At 61.9% G+C, this 16,926-nt stretch carries 16 protein-coding genes; 7 read left to right on the top strand and 9 right to left on the bottom strand.

Features of this window, described 5'->3' with window-relative positions; genetic code table 11:
• Positions 1-28: 28 nt before the first annotated feature.
• Positions 29-715: an MBL fold metallo-hydrolase gene (locus EHW12_RS16100; protein ID WP_030536735.1), complete on the top strand. Its 687-nt coding sequence runs from the start codon at positions 29-31 to the stop codon at positions 713-715.
• A 28-nt stretch (positions 716-743) separates the two neighbouring features.
• Here EHW12_RS16100 and EHW12_RS16105 read toward each other — a convergent pair whose 3' ends face one another.
• Positions 744-1,310 carry a DUF2716 domain-containing protein gene (locus EHW12_RS16105; protein ID WP_230793111.1) on the bottom strand — a complete coding sequence of 189 codons (567 nt, stop codon included), beginning with the start codon at positions 1,308-1,310 and terminating at the stop codon, positions 744-746.
• Positions 1,311-1,555: 245 nt separating this feature from the next.
• Between EHW12_RS16105 and EHW12_RS16110 the strand changes: the two genes are divergently transcribed.
• The 3 genes from EHW12_RS16110 (at position 1,556) to EHW12_RS16120 (ending at position 5,523) form a co-directional block, all read left to right on the top strand.
• Positions 1,556-2,488: a DoxX family protein gene (locus tag EHW12_RS16110; RefSeq protein WP_003944048.1), complete on the top strand. Its 933-nt coding sequence runs from the start codon at positions 1,556-1,558 to the stop codon at positions 2,486-2,488.
• Between the two features lie 132 nt (positions 2,489-2,620).
• Positions 2,621-4,903, top strand: a complete 2,283-nt coding sequence (locus EHW12_RS16115) for an ATP-binding domain-containing protein (protein ID WP_007728751.1) — start codon at positions 2,621-2,623, stop codon at positions 4,901-4,903.
• 83 nt (positions 4,904-4,986) lie between these two features.
• Positions 4,987-5,523 (top strand): hypothetical protein, encoded by a 537-nt coding sequence (locus tag EHW12_RS16120; RefSeq protein ID WP_241198978.1) that lies wholly within the window; start codon positions 4,987-4,989, stop codon positions 5,521-5,523.
• Here the strand turns inward: EHW12_RS16120 and EHW12_RS16125 are convergent.
• The 3 genes from EHW12_RS16125 to uvrB all read right to left on the bottom strand — a co-directional run bounded on the left by EHW12_RS16125 (position 5,449) and on the right by uvrB (position 9,173).
• Positions 5,449-5,901 (bottom strand): universal stress protein, encoded by a 453-nt coding sequence (locus tag EHW12_RS16125; protein WP_003944055.1) that lies wholly within the window; start codon positions 5,899-5,901, stop codon positions 5,449-5,451. The genes EHW12_RS16120 and EHW12_RS16125 overlap by 75 nt on opposite strands.
• A 188-nt stretch (positions 5,902-6,089) precedes the next feature.
• The gene (locus tag EHW12_RS16130; RefSeq protein ID WP_007728746.1) at positions 6,090-6,965 is read right to left on the bottom strand and encodes a hypothetical protein; all 876 of its coding nucleotides are present in this window, start codon (positions 6,963-6,965) and stop codon (positions 6,090-6,092) included.
• Between the two features lie 45 nt (positions 6,966-7,010).
• A complete protein-coding gene (gene uvrB, locus EHW12_RS16135; protein ID WP_007728743.1) occupies positions 7,011-9,173 on the bottom strand; it encodes an excinuclease ABC subunit UvrB in 2,163 nt (720 codons plus the stop codon).
• 86 nt (positions 9,174-9,259) lie between these two features.
• On the opposite strand from uvrB, the gene EHW12_RS16140 reads away from it, so the two are divergent.
• Positions 9,260-9,778: a DUF402 domain-containing protein gene (locus tag EHW12_RS16140; RefSeq protein ID WP_003944071.1), complete on the top strand. Its 519-nt coding sequence runs from the start codon at positions 9,260-9,262 to the stop codon at positions 9,776-9,778.
• 4 nt (positions 9,779-9,782) lie between these two features.
• Here EHW12_RS16140 and coaE read toward each other — a convergent pair whose 3' ends face one another.
• Positions 9,783-10,997, bottom strand: a complete 1,215-nt coding sequence (gene coaE, locus EHW12_RS16145) for a dephospho-CoA kinase (protein ID WP_125051148.1) — start codon at positions 10,995-10,997, stop codon at positions 9,783-9,785.
• A gap of 159 nt (positions 10,998-11,156) precedes the next feature.
• Between coaE and EHW12_RS16150 the strand changes: the two genes are divergently transcribed.
• Entirely contained in the window at positions 11,157-11,372 is a 216-nt protein-coding gene (locus tag EHW12_RS16150; RefSeq protein WP_003944056.1) for a hypothetical protein, read from the top strand.
• Between the two features lie 179 nt (positions 11,373-11,551).
• On the opposite strand, the gene rpsA is transcribed toward EHW12_RS16150, so the two are convergent.
• Positions 11,552-13,039, bottom strand: a complete 1,488-nt coding sequence (gene rpsA / locus EHW12_RS16155; RefSeq protein ID WP_003944095.1) for a 30S ribosomal protein S1 — start codon at positions 13,037-13,039, stop codon at positions 11,552-11,554.
• Between the two features lie 337 nt (positions 13,040-13,376).
• Here rpsA and EHW12_RS16160 point away from each other — a divergent pair, with 337 nt between their 5' ends.
• Positions 13,377-14,222: a class I SAM-dependent methyltransferase gene (locus tag EHW12_RS16160; protein WP_064112545.1), complete on the top strand. Its 846-nt coding sequence runs from the start codon at positions 13,377-13,379 to the stop codon at positions 14,220-14,222.
• A 3-nt stretch (positions 14,223-14,225) separates the two neighbouring features.
• Here the strand turns inward: EHW12_RS16160 and EHW12_RS16165 are convergent, their stop codons facing one another.
• The 3 genes from EHW12_RS16165 to EHW12_RS16175 are packed head-to-tail and all read right to left on the bottom strand — an operon-like array spanning position 14,226 to position 16,776.
• The gene (locus EHW12_RS16165; RefSeq protein ID WP_003944053.1) at positions 14,226-14,987 is read right to left on the bottom strand and encodes an amino acid ABC transporter ATP-binding protein; all 762 of its coding nucleotides are present in this window, start codon (positions 14,985-14,987) and stop codon (positions 14,226-14,228) included.
• The gene (locus EHW12_RS16170) at positions 14,984-15,940 is read right to left on the bottom strand and encodes an amino acid ABC transporter permease (protein ID WP_003944035.1); all 957 of its coding nucleotides are present in this window, start codon (positions 15,938-15,940) and stop codon (positions 14,984-14,986) included. Before EHW12_RS16170 ends, EHW12_RS16165 begins: the two co-directional genes overlap by 4 nt.
• Positions 15,940-16,776 carry an ABC transporter substrate-binding protein gene (locus EHW12_RS16175; RefSeq protein ID WP_228232724.1) on the bottom strand — a complete coding sequence of 279 codons (837 nt, stop codon included), beginning with the start codon at positions 16,774-16,776 and terminating at the stop codon, positions 15,940-15,942. The genes EHW12_RS16170 and EHW12_RS16175 overlap by 1 nt, the downstream gene beginning before the upstream one ends.
• Positions 16,777-16,926: the final 150 nt, after the last annotated feature.

A 16,926-nucleotide genomic window follows, 5' to 3' on the forward strand; every position in this document is an offset into this window, starting at 1 on the left:
GCCCCTATTCGAAGGTAGCCTGCGTTTCATGACGAATCAGCCCATCGTGATCGACGACTCCTACACCGGTCAGGTCTCCCCCGATTCTGCCCCTCAGCGGCGCACAGTCGAAGGCGCCGTCATCACGAAGATGTCGGTCGGCCCCATGGACAACAACACTTACCTCGTCGTCTGTTCCACGACCGGGAAATCTCTCCTGATCGATGCGGCCAACGAAGCCGAGAAGATCATCGCGCTCATCGAACAGGAAGCACCTGTTTTCGATTCCATCGTCACCACCCACCAGCACGGCGATCACTGGTTGGCCCTCGAAGACGTTCACGCCGCAACCAAGGTGCCGACCGCCGCGCACCCCCTCGACGCAGAGGTCCTTCCCGTCACCCCGGACGTGCTCCTCGAAGACGGCGACAAGGTGACCGTTGGCAACTTGAGCCTCGACGTCATTCACCTGTCCGGCCACACGCCCGGCTCCATCGCGCTGGCTCTCACCGAACCGAGCGGACAGGTTCACCTCTTCACCGGCGACTCACTCTTCCCCGGCGGAGTAGGCAAGACCGCCGACCCCGAGAAGTTCACTTCTCTGCTCGACGACGTGGAAAACAAGCTGTTCGGAAGGTACGACGACGCGACCGTCGTCTACCCCGGGCATGGCAAGGACACGACGCTCGGCGCCGAGCGCCCGCACCTGGCGGAGTGGCGCGAACGCGGTTGGTGACGTTTCACCTGTTCCGTACTGGACCCCGCTAACCGACTTGGCTGTCGACCTGTTCACCGTTGACTCGAAGTCGCGGAAGCCAGGTCGACAGAGTCCGGCCCAGTCCTTCGACCATCCGTTCCCCGAACACACACAGCGTGCGTTCCCACGGATGGCCGAAGGTCCCTTCCGTGAAGTCGTCCCGACTGAATATGTAGTAGTCACCGTTCGGATAGACCGGGACACGCCACTCCGCAAGCTCCTTCGCAGCAGCGTGTGCCTCCGCGTCGAAGGTGTAGCCCGGATGCTGCCAATCCAGAACGACGAAGTTGGGATCGTCGTTCCAATCGGTGACAAAACAGCGCAACGCTTCGGCGTTGATCGCATCCACGCGAGCGGCCCACGCCCCTGGAGTCGCAGCTGGCGCCGCACCCAAATCGAAGACCACGGACGGGATGGGCTCGGCGATGGCGGGCCAAGATCGTGCGTCGATGCCGGGCGTGAACCCAAAGCGGTCACGAAAGATCGCCCAGTTTCTCTCGTTCTCCTCGTCCGACAGCTGTCCCCAGCCGGTGGGAAGGGTCGAGCCGAAGTTCTGAGTCATCTTGGTGGTCACAACACCATCGTGCTCGAACGGTGCGCATACTGTGACACCTTCGAACACGCCGTATGCGGATACGCGGTAACGGATACTTCAGAACGGTGTGTCCGGATCAGTGGAGAAGTCATCGTCGCAGTACAGCGCGCTTCGGCGACCAGGAATCCGGCGACCGGGTCAGGCGTGCCGGGATCGCCGAACCGGACCAATTCCTTGTGAGATCGCTAGGGTGGAAAACGAACCTACATCGGGAGGCTTGAAACATGCTGGTACGTCGAATTGCTCGTCCACTGCTTTCCACGATCTTCATCGCCGGGGGAATCGATGCTTTGCGCAACCCTGCTCAGCGAGCAGCCAAAGCGTCACCGCTGATCGACAAATCCGTCGAGACGCTGCCAGGAGCAGTGACGCAGAAGGTGCCTGCTGATCCGGAAACACTCGTCAAGATCAACGCCGCCGTCCAGATCGGCGGCGGTGCCCTGCTGGCCACCGGCAAGGCGCCGCGGCTCGCGTCGTTGGTGCTCGCGGGGAGCCTGGTACCGACCACGCTTGCCGGTCACGACTTCTGGAACGAAACCGATCCGTCACTGCGAGCGATGCAGCGCACAAACTTCATCAAGAACGTCAGCTTGCTCGGCGGACTGATGATCGCCTCCGTCGACACCGAGGGCAAGCCGTCGCTCGGCTGGCGCGGCCGTCGCGCCGCGAAGAAAGCCCAGGCGTCTATCGCCGCAGCACTTCCATTGGTCGCATCGCAGACCGATCACACGAGCGATCGCGTCGAGCATGCTCTGTCGGTGGCGTCCGAACGCGGTTCCGAGCTTGCCGAAACCGCGAAGGCACACGGCACGGATTGGCTCGAACTTGCGAAGGAGCGCAGCTCCGAGTTCGCGGAGATCGCGAGCAAGCGAGCCGCGGAATTCGGAGAGGTCGCCAAGGAACGCGGCCCGGACATCCTCGAAGTCGCGCAGAAGCGCGGCTCCGAACTGGCCGAGACCGCACGCGAGCGCAGCGCCGAACTGGCAGAGCTGGCGAGCAAGCGCAGCTCGGAGTTCGCCGAACTCGCCCTCGAGAAGAGCAACGAGTGGGCCGAAACGGCGTCGGAGCAGACCGAGGTGCTGGGTAAGCGTGCTCGCAAGCGCGCAGAGAAGGCGCTCGAAAAGGCTCGCGCCAAGAAGGACGAATTGACGCACTGAGTGCACCGAAAGACACGGTCAGGCCACCTTCGGGTGGCCTGACCTGTATCTATGCGGCAGTTCATCTGGGGGAACTAGACTGTCTTGGCGCTTTTGCAGCGCGTGAATTTCTCATCAAGCCTAGGAGATCCTTTGCCCGACGCGGACCCGTCACTGAACGAGCAAGAGCTCGAGCAGCAGTACGTGACGATGTTGTACTCCCGTCTCGACGATCTTCGAAAGTATGCCCAAACTCGCTTGAGCACGGTCCTCCTCGAGACCGGCGGAACCCCGCAAGCACGCAGCGAACGCGAATCCTTCAACGCCATGTACACCGAGGATCTCGCCAAGTACGACGCAGCCGAGAACGGAATGTGTTTCGGACGCATCGACTTCGACGACGAGCGACGCTACGTCGGCCGACTGGGAATCCTGGACACCGACAACGACTACGAAACGCTGCTCCTCGACTGGCGAGCTCCGATGGCACGCCCGTTCTATCTGGCGACGCCCGCGGCACCCGAGGGCGTGAAGCGGCGACGCCATATTCGCAGTCGGAGCCGCACAGTCACCGGCATCAACGACGAATACCTGGACCTCGACGCGGCCCGCGCCGCAGGCGTGGTGACCGAAGCCGGCGGCGTCGCCGGTGAGAGCGCTCTCCTGGACGCTCTGAACGCAGCGCGTACGGGTCAGATGAACGACATCGTCGAGACCATTCAGAGTGAGCAGGATGCCATCATCCGCTCCGAGCACAAGAGCGTTTTGGTCGTCCAGGGCGGTCCGGGTACCGGCAAAACCGCAGTCGCCCTTCACCGTGCCGCCTTCTTGCTCTACACCTACCGCCAGCAACTGGCCAAGGCCGGTGTTCTCATCATCGGGCCGAACGCGACGTTCCTCGACTACATCAGCCAGGTCCTTCCTTCACTCGGTGAGACCGGAGTTCTACTCTCGACGATCGGGGACCTGTACCCCGGAGTGCGTGCGACTCGTACGGATTCCCTCGCCGCCGGTGAGATCAAGGGTTCCCTCGCGATCCTCGACGTGCTCAAGAACGCCGTCCGGGATCGGCAGGAAGTTCCGTCGAAGCCGATTACCCTTCGATTCGACACGTACGACTTGAAGCTGGATCGAAAGACTGTCACGAAGGCGCGCGGGCGTGCTCGGTCGTCGCGTCGCCCACACAACCTGGCGCGCCCGATCTTCGTGGCAGCAGTCATCGAGGCGTTGGCACTGCAGATGGCCGAACTCATCGGCGGAAACCTCGTCGACGGTGGGTCACTCCTCAGTCGGGACGACATCGCCGACATTCGCGACGAGATGCGTGAGGACCCGGACATCATGTCCGCCATCGGAAAGCTGTGGCCCGAATTGTCGCCGCAGCAAATCCTCGCGGAACTGTGGACGTCGCCGGCGAGGTTGGCCAAGGCAGCGCCGCAACTCGACGACGCCCAACGCGACGAGCTTCTGCAGAGCGTCGGACCGGGTTTCAGTGCGGCCGATGCTCCCCTGCTCGACGAACTGGCCGAGATTCTCGGCGTCGACGACGCCGCCGAACGCGAACGCGCACAACGTGAATGGCGCGCGCAGATCGCCGACGCCCAGGGCGCCCTCGACATCCTCACCGGGTCTGCACCACAGGATCTCGAAGACGAGATGGATCCCGAGATCTTGATGGCGTACGACTTGATCGACGCCAGCCAACTCGCCCAACGCCACGATCAGGGCCAGCGCCAGACCACGGCAGAACGCGCTGCCGGCGACCGAACCTGGACCTACGGTCACGTGATCGTCGACGAAGCCCAAGAGCTCTCCGAAATGGCGTGGCGAATGCTGATGCGGCGCATACCGAATCGCTGGATGACGTTGGTCGGCGATACAGCTCAGACCGGTGATCCCGCGGGAACTTCGTCCTGGCAGAAGATTCTCGAGCCTTACGTCGCCAAGCGCTGGAAGCTCACCGAACTGACCGTCAACTACCGAACTCCCTCGGAGATCATGGATGTCGCGCACCGTGTGCTCGAAGAGATCGACCCGGAGCAATCCGTGCCCCGGTCGGTACGCGACAGCGGATTCGCGCCGTGGGCGCTCAAGACCACGGCCGAAGAATTGGAATCGACCGTGCGCCGTTGCATCGAGTCCGAGTCGCATCCCGGTATCACCGCAGTGATCGCCGGTTCCGAGGTCGTTGCCGATCTGGCGGGCATTGCGAGTGACACCGTAAGCGTCCTGTCCGTCAAGGACGTCAAGGGACTCGAGTTCGACACAGTGTTGATCGTCGAACCTGCCGACATTCTCGACGAGTCACCACGCGGAATGAACGACCTCTACGTCGCATTGACCCGCGCTACCCAGAGGCTCGGCATCATTCACGTCGAGTCGCTCCCCTCGGTTCTCGACGGCGTCGAAGCAGCAGAGTTGGCCTTCGATTCGTGAGCATCACGGAGTAGGTTCGTGCGTGACACCACGAATGGTGGTGTCACTCCAATTTGTGTCGACGACTGAAGGAATGACCCCTCGTGCTTGGCCTGCCCGCAAGTTCCGCCGCACCCATCCGCAAGATCGCTCGCGTGGTGATCGGCGTCGGGATGCTTGCGGCGGTGACAGCCGGTTGCTCAGAGGATGATTCGAGTTCGACGGCTGCTGCCGGCAGCGACGACATCGCTGCTGTTGCTGCCGCACCGACAGAAAAACCGGTAGACGAGGCAGATCGGCTGCGGGCGGCGCTTGCGTCTACCGGGGTCACGCCCGCCTTTTCCGACGACATGTTGCAGGCGCTCGGTGACGGCGTCTGCCAGCAGCTCGCGGCCGGAACGGATCGAGCGATGATCATCGCGAATCTGCGGGCGGTATCGCTGAACGGAGCAAGCGAACCAATGGTCACCTCCGGAAACGGCTCGGCCGCATCGACAACACCCCCAGCGCCGATCAGCTGGCTGAAGTGTTCGTCGATGCGGCCGAGGCCGACTACTGCCGGTAGTTCAGCGAACGGTGTGCACGATCAGGACATCGGACGTCGCCTTGCGAGCGGCATCGGAAGGCACCGATCCGAGTAGACGCCCGGTCAACGTGTTCAATCCGCGATTTCCGACGACCAGCAAGTCGCCCTTCACCTCGTCGAGCAAAGCGAGAAGCGATTCGACGGGAGCGCCGACGACGGCGCGCTCGACAACATCCTTTGCCCCCTGGGCATGTGCGCGCTCACGAGCGGTGCGAAGGATCTCGTAGGTCGGAGCGGAACCGGTGACCTGGTAGGCCTCGTTACCCAACGCATCAGCGGCAGCGCTCACGTCCTTGGGATCAGCCGGGTAGTACGCACACGCGATGACGAGCTGAGCGTCCGAGCCACTGGCAATGGCGGCAGCTCTGTCGACTGCCTTCAGTGACGACTCGGAGCCATCGGTTCCTACGACAACGGTCCGGTAGGCACTCATTCATTCCTCCATGGTTACGGGACGGACGGTACGGCCGGCACCGGGCGCAACGCTGTTGCGCCCGCTCGACAACCGCTGCGCTGACATTAGCGGGATTGTGCCGCGGATAGTGTTATTTGCAGTACACGCCACAAGCCCACAGTGAATGTGATTCTTCGTCACAGACACATTTGTTCGGTGGTGACCACTCAGCGAAGTTTGCCGAAGCGGGGCCCGAACAGCGCCGCCGGAAATACTTCCTGCTCGACCAGGGCGGTACGCCACGGCGTCGCCAATTCCAGCAACCGCTTGGCACCCTCCTCACCCAGCGCATCCCACGGAGCCAAAGCGAGGTCGTCCGTCAGGTCTTCGACGACGTCACGCAAGTCCTGCCCGTCCTCGGTCAGCGCACCGGACGAACGATCCAGCAGTTCGCGGTCCTTCAAACTCTCGACGGCCTCGTCCCACTGTTCCTGCGACCATCCGCGACGAGTCTGCGCGAATTTGCGCTGAAACCCGATTCCCGTCGCGGTGTGCGTGATCAACGCGTCCAGGCCGTTCAATCCCGCGGTCTGAAGGGCCGCAATGTGGCCGTCACCGCGATACTCACGCAGCAGTGTCAGCGCGTGCCAGAAACGCAGGTGCGGCTCGGCCGGCCAGTCGAGCGACGCCCAACCCGCGTACAGGGGGCGGCCGTCCACTCCAGGGATGTTCTGGGCAGCGATCGACACGAGTTCGGCGGCCTCGGCCATGTCCGCCGATCCTGTCACGTCTGCACCGAACAGGCGGACGTACGCCGCGTCGATTGCCCGATACCGCGCGGCGACAACCTCTGTGGGCCTTGCCAATTCCCAGGCACGTGGGATGACGCTGGCGATCAGTTCGGGATTGAAGTTGAAGAAGGTGGCCGTGACGACAGTCGCGGGTGGAGCGCCGAGCGGAGCTGATCGCCCGGCAAAGTACACCATTCGGCCAGGCTCCAACCCGACGCCGACAAGTTCCTTCTCCGTCTCCGGGACGAAGTACGCCAAGGAATGGAGAAGTTCGAGAGTCCGCGCGGTCTTGCCTGCAGTCTGTGCATCCATACCTGAAACCGTAGCGGTCGAAAGCACGAACGCACGCGAGGCGACCTACTTGAGACCCGCGGCGTCCATTCCTCGAAGCTCCTTCTTCAAATCCGAGATTTCGTCTCGCAATCGCCCAGCCAACTCGAACTGAAGGTCACGTGCAGCGTTCATCATTTGATCGGTGAGTTCCTTGACCAGATCTGCCAATTCGGCCCGAGGCATCGATTTGGTGTCGCGCCCCTCGTACACACCCGCACTGACCGCACGACCGGCCTCACCCTGCGCACGCCGACCACGCGTCGCATTGCGACCCGAACCACCGACGTCCACGGACGCCGCAGTGTCCTCTGCCTCCTCGTACACCTGATCGAGAATGTCCGCGATCTTCTTGCGTAGAGGTTGTGGGTCGACGCCCATCTTCTCGTTGTAGGCGACCTGCTTCTCGCGTCGTCGCTCGGTTTCCTCGATGGCCTGCGCCATGGAAGCGGTGATCTTGTCCGCATACATGTGCACTTGACCGGATACATTTCGAGCCGCTCGGCCGATCGTCTGAATGAGGCTGGTGGAGCTACGTAGGAAACCTTCTTTGTCGGCATCGAGAATCGCGACCAGCGACACCTCGGGAAGGTCGAGTCCCTCACGCAGGAGGTTGATGCCGACCAGCACGTCGTACTCCCCCAGGCGGAGCTGACGGAGCAACTCGACTCGCCGGAGCGTATCGATATCCGAGTGCAGGTAACGGACGCGAATACCGAGTTCGAGCAGGTAATCGGTCAGATCTTCCGACATCTTCTTGGTCAACGTCGTGACCAGCACACGCTCGTCACGTTCCGCTCGCTCGCGGATTTCGTGAACGAGATCGTCGATCTGTCCCTTGGTGGGTTTGACGATGACCTCGGGATCGATCAATCCGGTCGGGCGGATCACCTGCTCGACGAACTCACCGCCGGACTGACCCAACTCGTACTTACCTGGTGTCGCCGACAAGTAGACGGTCTGACCGATCCGCTGACTGAATTCTTCCCAAGTCAGAGGGCGGTTGTCTGTTGCCGACGGTAGCCGGAATCCGAACTCGACCAGGTTTCGCTTGCGCGACATATCGCCCTCGTACATGGCGCCGATCTGAGGAACCGTCACGTGCGACTCGTCGATGACCAGAAGGAAATCTTCCGGGAAGTAGTCGATCAAGGTTGCGGGGGCAGTTCCAGGGCCACGGCCGTCGATGTGGCGCGAGTAGTTCTCGATGCCGGAGCAGAATCCGACCTGTTTGATCATCTCGAGGTCGTACTGCGTACGCATGCGCAGACGCTGAGCCTCGAGGAGCTTGCCCTTGCCTTCGAGCTCGGCGAGTCGCTCTTCGAGTTCCGCCTCGATGTCCTTGGCGGCACGCTCCATGCGTTCAGGGCCGGCGACGTAGTGCGTCGCCGGGAAGATACGAACCGTGTCGACCTGGCGAACGATGTCACCAGTCAGTGGATGGAGGTAGTACAGTGCCTCGATCTCGTCACCGAAGAATTCGATGCGGACCGCCAGCTCTTCGTACGACGGAATGATCTCGACCGTGTCGCCGCGCACGCGGAACGAACCTCGCGTGAACGCCATGTCGTTGCGGTTGTACTGAACGTCGACGAGCAGACGCAGGAACGCATCCCGCGGCACCTCCACACCGACGTCCAGCTGAATCGAGCGATCGAGGTACGACTGCGGTGTACCGAGGCCGTAGATGCACGACACCGATGCCACCACGACCACGTCCCGTCGTGACAGAAGGCTGGACGTCGCCGAGTGGCGCAGCCGCTCGACATCGTCGTTGACGGACGAATCCTTCTCGATGTAGGTGTCCGTCTGGGCGATGTACGCCTCGGGTTGGTAGTAGTCGTAGTACGAGACGAAGTACTCGACCGCGTTGTTGGGTAGCATTTCCCGAAGCTCGTTCGCGAGCTGAGCCGCCAAAGTCTTGTTCGGAGCCATCACCAGAGCCGGGCGCTGCAGCTTCTCGATCAACCACGCAGTCGTGGCCGACTTGCCGGTACCGGTCGCACCGAGGAGGACTACGTCCTTCTCCCCCTCGTTGATCCGTTTCTCCAGCTCGGCGATAGCTGCCGGCTGATCGCCTGCCGGTTCGTACGGGCTGACGACCTCGAAGCGCGCGTCTGAGCGCTCGATGTCACCAACCGGCCGAAACTCGGAATGCGCGACCACGGGATGTTCGGAAGCAAACGCCATGAAACCAGGGTAAGCGCACCTACCGACACAATGCCCGCTCGTCCGCGTTCAGCCGAAAATGCAGTTCGGCGGTAGGTTCTTCGACCATGAGCGAGGAACGTCCCCACATTCACCGGCCGAAGGTCGAAACCTTCGACATCGCAGCTCGCACCAACGTCGATCCCAAGGGCTTCGTTCGCCCGGTCGAGCACTACCGCGAAGAACCGTGGGGGCTGTACATGGCGCGCCACGCCGACCATCCCCGGTTTCACTACCTGGAGTCCTGGATCATTCCCGAACTCGGAATTCGGGCGTCGATCCTGCACTTCACCCCGGAACACATCCGAGACTGGGATTTCTATGTCGACATCGGCGACTTCATCCGCGGCGACCAGGTCTGGACGTCCGAGGACCACTACCTCGACCTGATCGTGCAGACCGGACGCAGCGTCGAATTGCTCGACGTCGACGAATTGCTCGAGGCGAACACCGCCGGGATTCTCGACCCGAAGACGTCAGAGCGTGCGATGCTGAACGCGGCCCGCGCTATCGAGGGCATCGCCGCCCACGGTCACGATCTCGACGCCTGGCTCACCTCGGTGGGCATGCCGGTCACGTGGCGCTGAGTGGTTAGAGGGACCAGCCTGATTTCTCGGCCCACTCCCATGCCCGGTGGAAAGCGGCGTCGAACCACGGCGTCTTGACTCCCAGGTAGGCATCGATCGCAGCGGCGTAGTCGTCGATGCCGGCGGCACTCTCGGCTGCCTTGACCTTGAGTTCGGCATATTCGGCACGCGCCGCTGCGTCGGCGCGAAGCCAGTCACGGAAGAGGATCGCGAACTGCTGACCCGGCCAACGGTCCACCCGAATGTGGATGTTCGCGCGGCGCCCTGGATCGGCGCTTCCGTGAATTCGCTTCGCCCACACCGCCGGATCGGTCTCGCCACCGAGGTACGACGGTTTCGGGTCGTCGGCGACGATGTGCTCGATCCGGGGGAACCCGGCAGCGGCCAGATCTTCCGCGAGGTCGTCGGCAACGCCGAGGTGCTCGACAGTGATCTGAATGTCGATCACGTCCTTGGCATCGAGACCAGGCACTGCGGTCGATCCGATGTGATCGATACGGCGCGCACGGTCACCGGACGCCAACGACAACCGGCCGATGATTCGTTCGGCCTGCGCCGGCCACGACGGGTCGGCTGGAGTCAGCTCGGGCAGTGCGCGCACTACCGTGCCCTCGCGGAGGTTCTTCTCGAAGGGAACAAGTCGATTCGCCCACAAATCGCGGACCACGTCGTCGAGTGAACCCGGCTCTCCGCTGTTGTCGAGCCACACGTCGGCAACAGCACGACGCTGATCGTCATTTGCCTGCGCTGCGATGCGCGCACGAGCGTCGGATTCAGGCATGCCGCGCGAGCCCACCAAGCGCCGAACTCGTTCCTCCTCGTCGACGTAAACGATGACGACCAGATTGAATGCCGGCGCCATCGAACCCTCGACCAACAGCGGAATATCTTGAACGAGCACTGCATCCGACGGCGCAGACGAAATCTGCTCCATCGTCCGCGCACCGATCAGTGGGTGGAGGATGCCGTTGAGAGTTCCGCGTGACGTGTCGTCGGCAAACGCCAACGACGCCAGCGCGGGTCGGTTGAGGCTGCCGTCCTCGGACAGAATCCCGTCGCCGAATGCATCGACCAGAGCGGCAAGTCCCGGAGTACCGGGCTCGACCACTTCTCGGGCGATCAGGTCGGCGTCGACGATGACGGCTCCCAGTTCGCTGAGGATTTTCGACACTGTCGACTTGCCGGCTCCGATGCCTCCAGTGAGGCCAACTCTCAACACACTCGACAGTCTCTCATCTCCGCGCCCGAGAGATTCAGACACGCCTACTGATCGAACACGCCGGGGCGTTCGAGGCTCAAATACCACAATTTCGGTGACCGTGCGGTTATGTTCTAGCGAACGCACCTGTACCTGCACCTTCTCGAGAAAGTGGACGCCATGCGAGCAGATCGCGACCATCACGGTCAGCACCGCCTCGGAATGCCGAACGGCGTGCACTGCATAGAGTTTCCCGAAGTTGCTTTTGCCCTGGCAGAGCACCGTCGTACGTGGTTCACGATGCTCGTGAGCCAAGGCCGACACAGCTTCGCGTCGATGCGTAAGCGCACAGCCGAAGCGACCGCCACCTACTGGGTGCCTGCTCCCGCAAACTGAGTTCTCTTCACGAAGTACAAAATGACCGGCAACCCTTCGGTGCCGGTCATTTTTGTGTTCACTCACTGAATTGATTCTTCGCTCGCAAGTGACACCTGGCAGAGAAAAGAACCCCGCCCCTGCACGTGCAGGGGCGGGGTTCTTCACAGATCTCGCCTGATCAGATCAAGCGGTAATCCTTATGCGTTGCCCGACAGCTTCTCGCGAAGTGCGGCGAGCTGTGCATCGCTGGCAAGCGATCCGCCAGCGGACTCGGCCGGAGCGGAGCCGGCAGCAGCCGGAGCCTCGGCGTCGTCTGCAGCAGCCGTCTCCGAGGAGTAGCCGGCAGCAGCGGTGGCAGCCTCAGCGGCCTCGTCTGCAGCGGTCTTCTCCATCTGAGCGGTGTGCATCTTGTGGCGACGCTCAGCCTCGGCGTAGCGGTTCTCCCACTCTTCACGCTGCTTGTCGAAGCCCTCGAGCCATTCGTTGGTCTCGGGATCGAAGCCCTCGGGGAAGATGTAGTTGCCCTGCTCGTCGTACGAGTCGGCCATGCCGTACTTGGACGGATCGAACTCGGCGTTGTAATCCTCGTTGGCCTGCTTCAGCGACAGCGAGATACGACGACGCTCGAGGTCGATGTCGATGACCTTGACGAGTGCATCGTCGCCGACGCCGACAACCTGGTCCGGAACCTCGACGTGGCGCTCAGCGAGCTCCGAGATGTGAACGAGGCCTTCGATTCCCTCTTCGACGCGCACGAATGCACCGAACGGAACCAGCTTCGTGACCTTGCCGGGCACGATCTGGCCGATGGCGTGCGTGCGGGCGAACTGACGCCACGGATCTTCCTGCGTTGCCTTGAGCGACAGGGAGACGCGCTCGCGGTCCAGGTCGACGTCGAGAACCTCGACGGTGACCTCGGTGCCGACCTCGACAACCTCGGACGGGTGATCGATGTGCTTCCAAGACAGCTCGGAAACGTGAACCAGACCGTCTACGCCGCCCAGGTCCACGAATGCACCGAAGTTGACGATGGAGGACACGACGCCCTTGCGGACCTGGCCCTTCTGGAGCTGGTGCAGGAATTCGCTGCGAACCTCGGACTGAGTCTGCTCGAGCCATGCGCGGCGCGACAGGACCACGTTGTTGCGGTTCTTGTCGAGCTCGATGATCTTGGCCTCGATCTCCTTGCCGACGTACGGCTGGAGGTCGCGGACGCGACGCATTTCGACGAGCGAAGCGGGGAGGAAGCCACGAAGACCGATGTCAAGGATGAGGCCGCCCTTGACGACCTCGATGACGGTGCCCTTGACGGCCTCGTCCTTCTCCTTGAGCTCCTCGATGGTGCCCCAGGCACGCTCGTACTGAGCGCGCTTCTTCGACAGGATCAGTCGACCTTCTTTGTCCTCCTTGGTGAGGACGAGAGCCTCGACCGCATCTCCCACGGAGACGACCTCATTGGGGTCGACGTCGTGCTTGATGGAGAGCTCACGAGAAGGGATGACGCCTTCGGTCTTGTAACCGATGTCGAGCAGAACCTCGTCGCGGTCGACCTTGACGATGGTTCCTTCGACGATGTCGCCATCGTTGAAGTACTTGATCGTGGCATCGATGGCGGCGAGGAAGTCCTCGGCGGAGCCAATGTCGTTAATGGCAACCTGCGGCGAGGTGACGGTTGTGGAGGGCATATGTTGAATTGCTCCGGACGAGTTGTGGTCGGTTGATGGATTTTGTCGGACGAGATGCGCAACTGTGGCGTACAAATGTTGGAAGTACTTTGTGAAGTACTAGATCGAAGTACCCAGCTGCATCAATAACGAACAACCGAATACCGGATCACATTCCACACCGCGGAAGCGCACCGCGAGCTCCCTCGGTCCGACTGATTCCGAGACCTTGGTAAAGATCTCGTATAGACAATCGGTCGGATGACAGACACTCGCGTGAGTAAGACTACGCGTCGGCTATCTTGCCGGGCAAACCCGGGTACCCTGCGCCCGCATCACCCGTTCTACTGTGTTGTTCATGTCTGACGAGCGCCATGCCGCTGCCAATTCCATTCTCGGTACCAGCGGCGTCGGCCGAGTCCGTGTCGATTCGAGTGCCAGCGACCGCGCCAGCCGTGCGTGGTGGGACGCCGACGCCGACGATTACCACCGAACCCACGGCGAGTTTCTGGGCGTGAACAGCGCGGAAGGTGAATTCGTCTGGTGCCCCGAAGGGCTGCACGAGGGCGATCACCACTTGCTCGGCGACATAGTCGACAAAGACATATTGGAAGTGGGTTGCGGCTCGGCACCGTGTGCCCGATGGCTCGCCGGACATGGTGCTCGGGCCGTCGGTCTCGACATCTCGATGGGGATGCTCGCCCGCGGGCAGGACGCGATGAATGCCGGCGGACCGGCAGTCCCGTTGATTCAGGCAAGTGCGGAACTCCTGCCGTTTGCCGACGGGAGTTTCGACATCGTCTGTTCCGCGTTCGGCGCCGTCCCGTTCGTTGCCGATTCGCAGCGAGTGATGAACGAAGTCGCCCGGGTTCTGCGTCCCGGCGGATCGTGGGTCTTTGCCGTCAACCATCCGATTCGATGGATCTTCCCCGACGATCCCGGGCCGAAGGGCTTGACCGCGACCCTCCCCTACTTCGACCGCACCCCGTATGTCGAGGTCGATGACAACGGAGTCCCCACCTACGTCGAGCATCACCGCACCATCGGCGACCGGGTTCGTGAGATCGTCGCCGCCGGACTTCAGGTGCGCGACATCATCGAGCCCGAATGGCCGGAGTGGTTGGACCGCGAATGGGGACAGTGGAGTCCCCTGCGCGGCCAACTCTTTCCGGGCACTGCAATTTTCAGCGCCGTCAAACCCTGACGGCTACAGCAGCTTCGACAGGAAAGCCTTGGTCCGGTCGTGCTGAGGATTGGCCAGGAGTTCCCGCGGCTCGCCTGCCTCGACCACAACTCCCCCGTCCATGAACACCAACTGGTCGGCGACCTCGCGGGCGAATCCCATCTCGTGGGTGACGACCACCATCGTCATACCTTCTTTGGCCAACTGCTTCATCACGGTGAGAACTTCACCGACCAGTTCGGGGTCGAGCGCGGACGTCGGCTCGTCGAACAGCATGAGCTTCGGGTCCATCGCGAGAGCGCGGGCGATGGCAACTCTTTGCTGCTGACCACCCGACAACTGGGCCGGGTAGGCGTTGGCTTTGGCGCTCAACCCGACCTGATCGAGGAGGTCCTTCGCTCGTTCGACAGCCTTCTTCTTACTGACGCGCTTCACCTGCGTCGGCGCTTCGATGATGTTCTCGAGAGCGGTGCGGTGCGGGAACAGATTGAAGTGCTGAAACACCATCCCGATGTCGCGGCGCTGTTTGGCCGCTGCTCGCGGGTGAAGTTCGTACAGTTTTCCGTTCTTCTCCGAGTAGCCCACCAGGTCGCCGTCGACGTACAGTCGGCCGGCGTTGACCTGCTCGAGGTGATTGATGCAGCGCAAGAACGTCGACTTGCCCGACCCGGACGGCCCGACGAGGCACAGAACTTGGCCGGGATCGATTTCGAGTGAGACCCCTTTGAGAACCTCGAGCGCGCCGAAGTTCTTACAGACCCGGTCTGCCTTGACCATCGGTGTCATCTGCGTTCTCCTCCTGGAATATCCGGGAGTGTCTCCACTACCGTTTCTTTGCCCTGTGCGTCGGCGAGTGCCTGAAGCTGGCGAGTGGTGAGCGTCCTCGTCGACCCTTTCGAATAGTGGCGTTCGACGTAGTACTGGCCGACCATGAGAACACTGGTCATTGCGAGGTACCACGTAACCGCGACCATCAAGAGTGGGATCGGCTCGAAATTTGCACCGGATATGTCTCTCGCTCGTCCGTAGAGTTCGGTACTCAACGGCACTGCGGTCACCAGCGAAGTCGTCTTGAGCAAGCTGATCAATTCGTTGCCGGTCGGTGGGATGATCACCCGCATCGCCTGGGGAAGGACCGTTCGCCGCATCGTCTGGCCCCACGTCATTCCCAAAGCCACTGACGCTTCGGTCTGACCTTCGTTGACCGAGGCGATACCTGCACGGACGATTTCGGCCATGTACGCCGCCTCGTTCAATGCGAGTCCGATGACTGCGAAGAGAAACGCCGCCTGGAGATCCTGCATGTCGAAATGCACGAACTGATGGACGAACGGAACGCCGAGATCGATGCTCTTGTATATGGAGGGGAAGAGACCCCAGAAGACGAGCTGGACGTAAACGGGCGTGCCGCGGAAGACCCACAAATACACCCAGGCAGCGGACTTCAGCACCGGGTTCGGCGACAGCCGCATTACCGCGAGGACGATGCCCAGAACGATCGCGGCTGCCATCGACAGAATTGTCAGTTGAATGGTGACCCAGGCGGCCTTCGAAATTCGAGCGTCGAAGAGGTACTGGCGGTAAGTCGCCCAGCCGAACTGTTCATTGGTCGCCGAACCGTAGATAAAGAGCCCTACCAGGACCACCACCACGACTGCTGCGACCCATCGGCCCGGTCTGCGCAGTGGGATCGCCTTGATCGGCGCCGGATCGCCAGTCTCAGTTGTTGTCATGTTCATCAGCTTTCCGCGCCGTTGATCTTGGATACTTCGATGACGCCGGCCTCGACACTCCAGGTCTGCGCGATCTGTTGATAGACACCGTTGTCGATCAGGTACTGCATTGCCTGCTGCAGGGCGGGACCGAGGGCGGAACCCTTCACGATCGGCCAGCCGTACGGCGCGGAATCAAAGGGCTGACCCGCAGCTTCCATCCGCCCCTTACTCCGTTTGATCGCGTAGCCGGTCACCGGTGAATCAGCGGACAACGCGTCGACTCGACCCAGGATGAGTGCGTTGGCCGCGTCGTCCTGACTGTCGTACTTGATCTTCTCGATGGGCGGCTTGCCCGCAGCAACGCATGCCTCGCTCTTGGCGGGTACTTCGTCGATGTCCTCGGTAGTTGTGGTCTGCACCGCCACTCGCAACCCACACGCATTGTTCGGGTCCACGGGATTGTCCGGCCGCTGAGCCCACTGGATACCTGCGCTGTAGTACGTGACGAAGTCGACCGACTTCTCCCGCTCCTTGGAGTCGGTGAACGAAGACATGCCGAGGTCGTAGCTTCCCGACTGGATAGCGGGGATGATCTTGTCGAAGTCGGCCTGGTTATAGACAGCTTCGACCCCGAGCACAGTCGCCACTGCGTTCATGATGTCGACGTCGAAGCCGACGATTTTGCCATTCTCATCTTTGAATTCGTTTGGTGCGTAAGGAATGTTGACCCCGACCTGCAGCTTGCCCGACTCCCTGACGTTCGGGGGCAACAGGGCGGCGATCTCGGGCACCTTCTGGATGTCAAGTGGCGGCCCCTCCGGAACGAGGCCCTCGTTGTTGGTCACACACCCGCCGCACAGTGCGACGATCAAGCCCACCAACAGGACTCGCACCACGTTGGTGCGGATACGCCCGCCACTGCTCGAGCCATAACTCACGCCACGTGGCCTTGGTGCCCGTGCGTTTTCATCGACCACGACTCTGCTCTCCACTCGTCGATCGCCGCACTT

It is taken from the genome of Rhodococcus sp. NJ-530 (genome assembly GCF_003860625.1).
Lineage (GTDB): Bacteria > Actinomycetota > Actinomycetes > Mycobacteriales > Mycobacteriaceae > Rhodococcus_F > Rhodococcus_F qingshengii.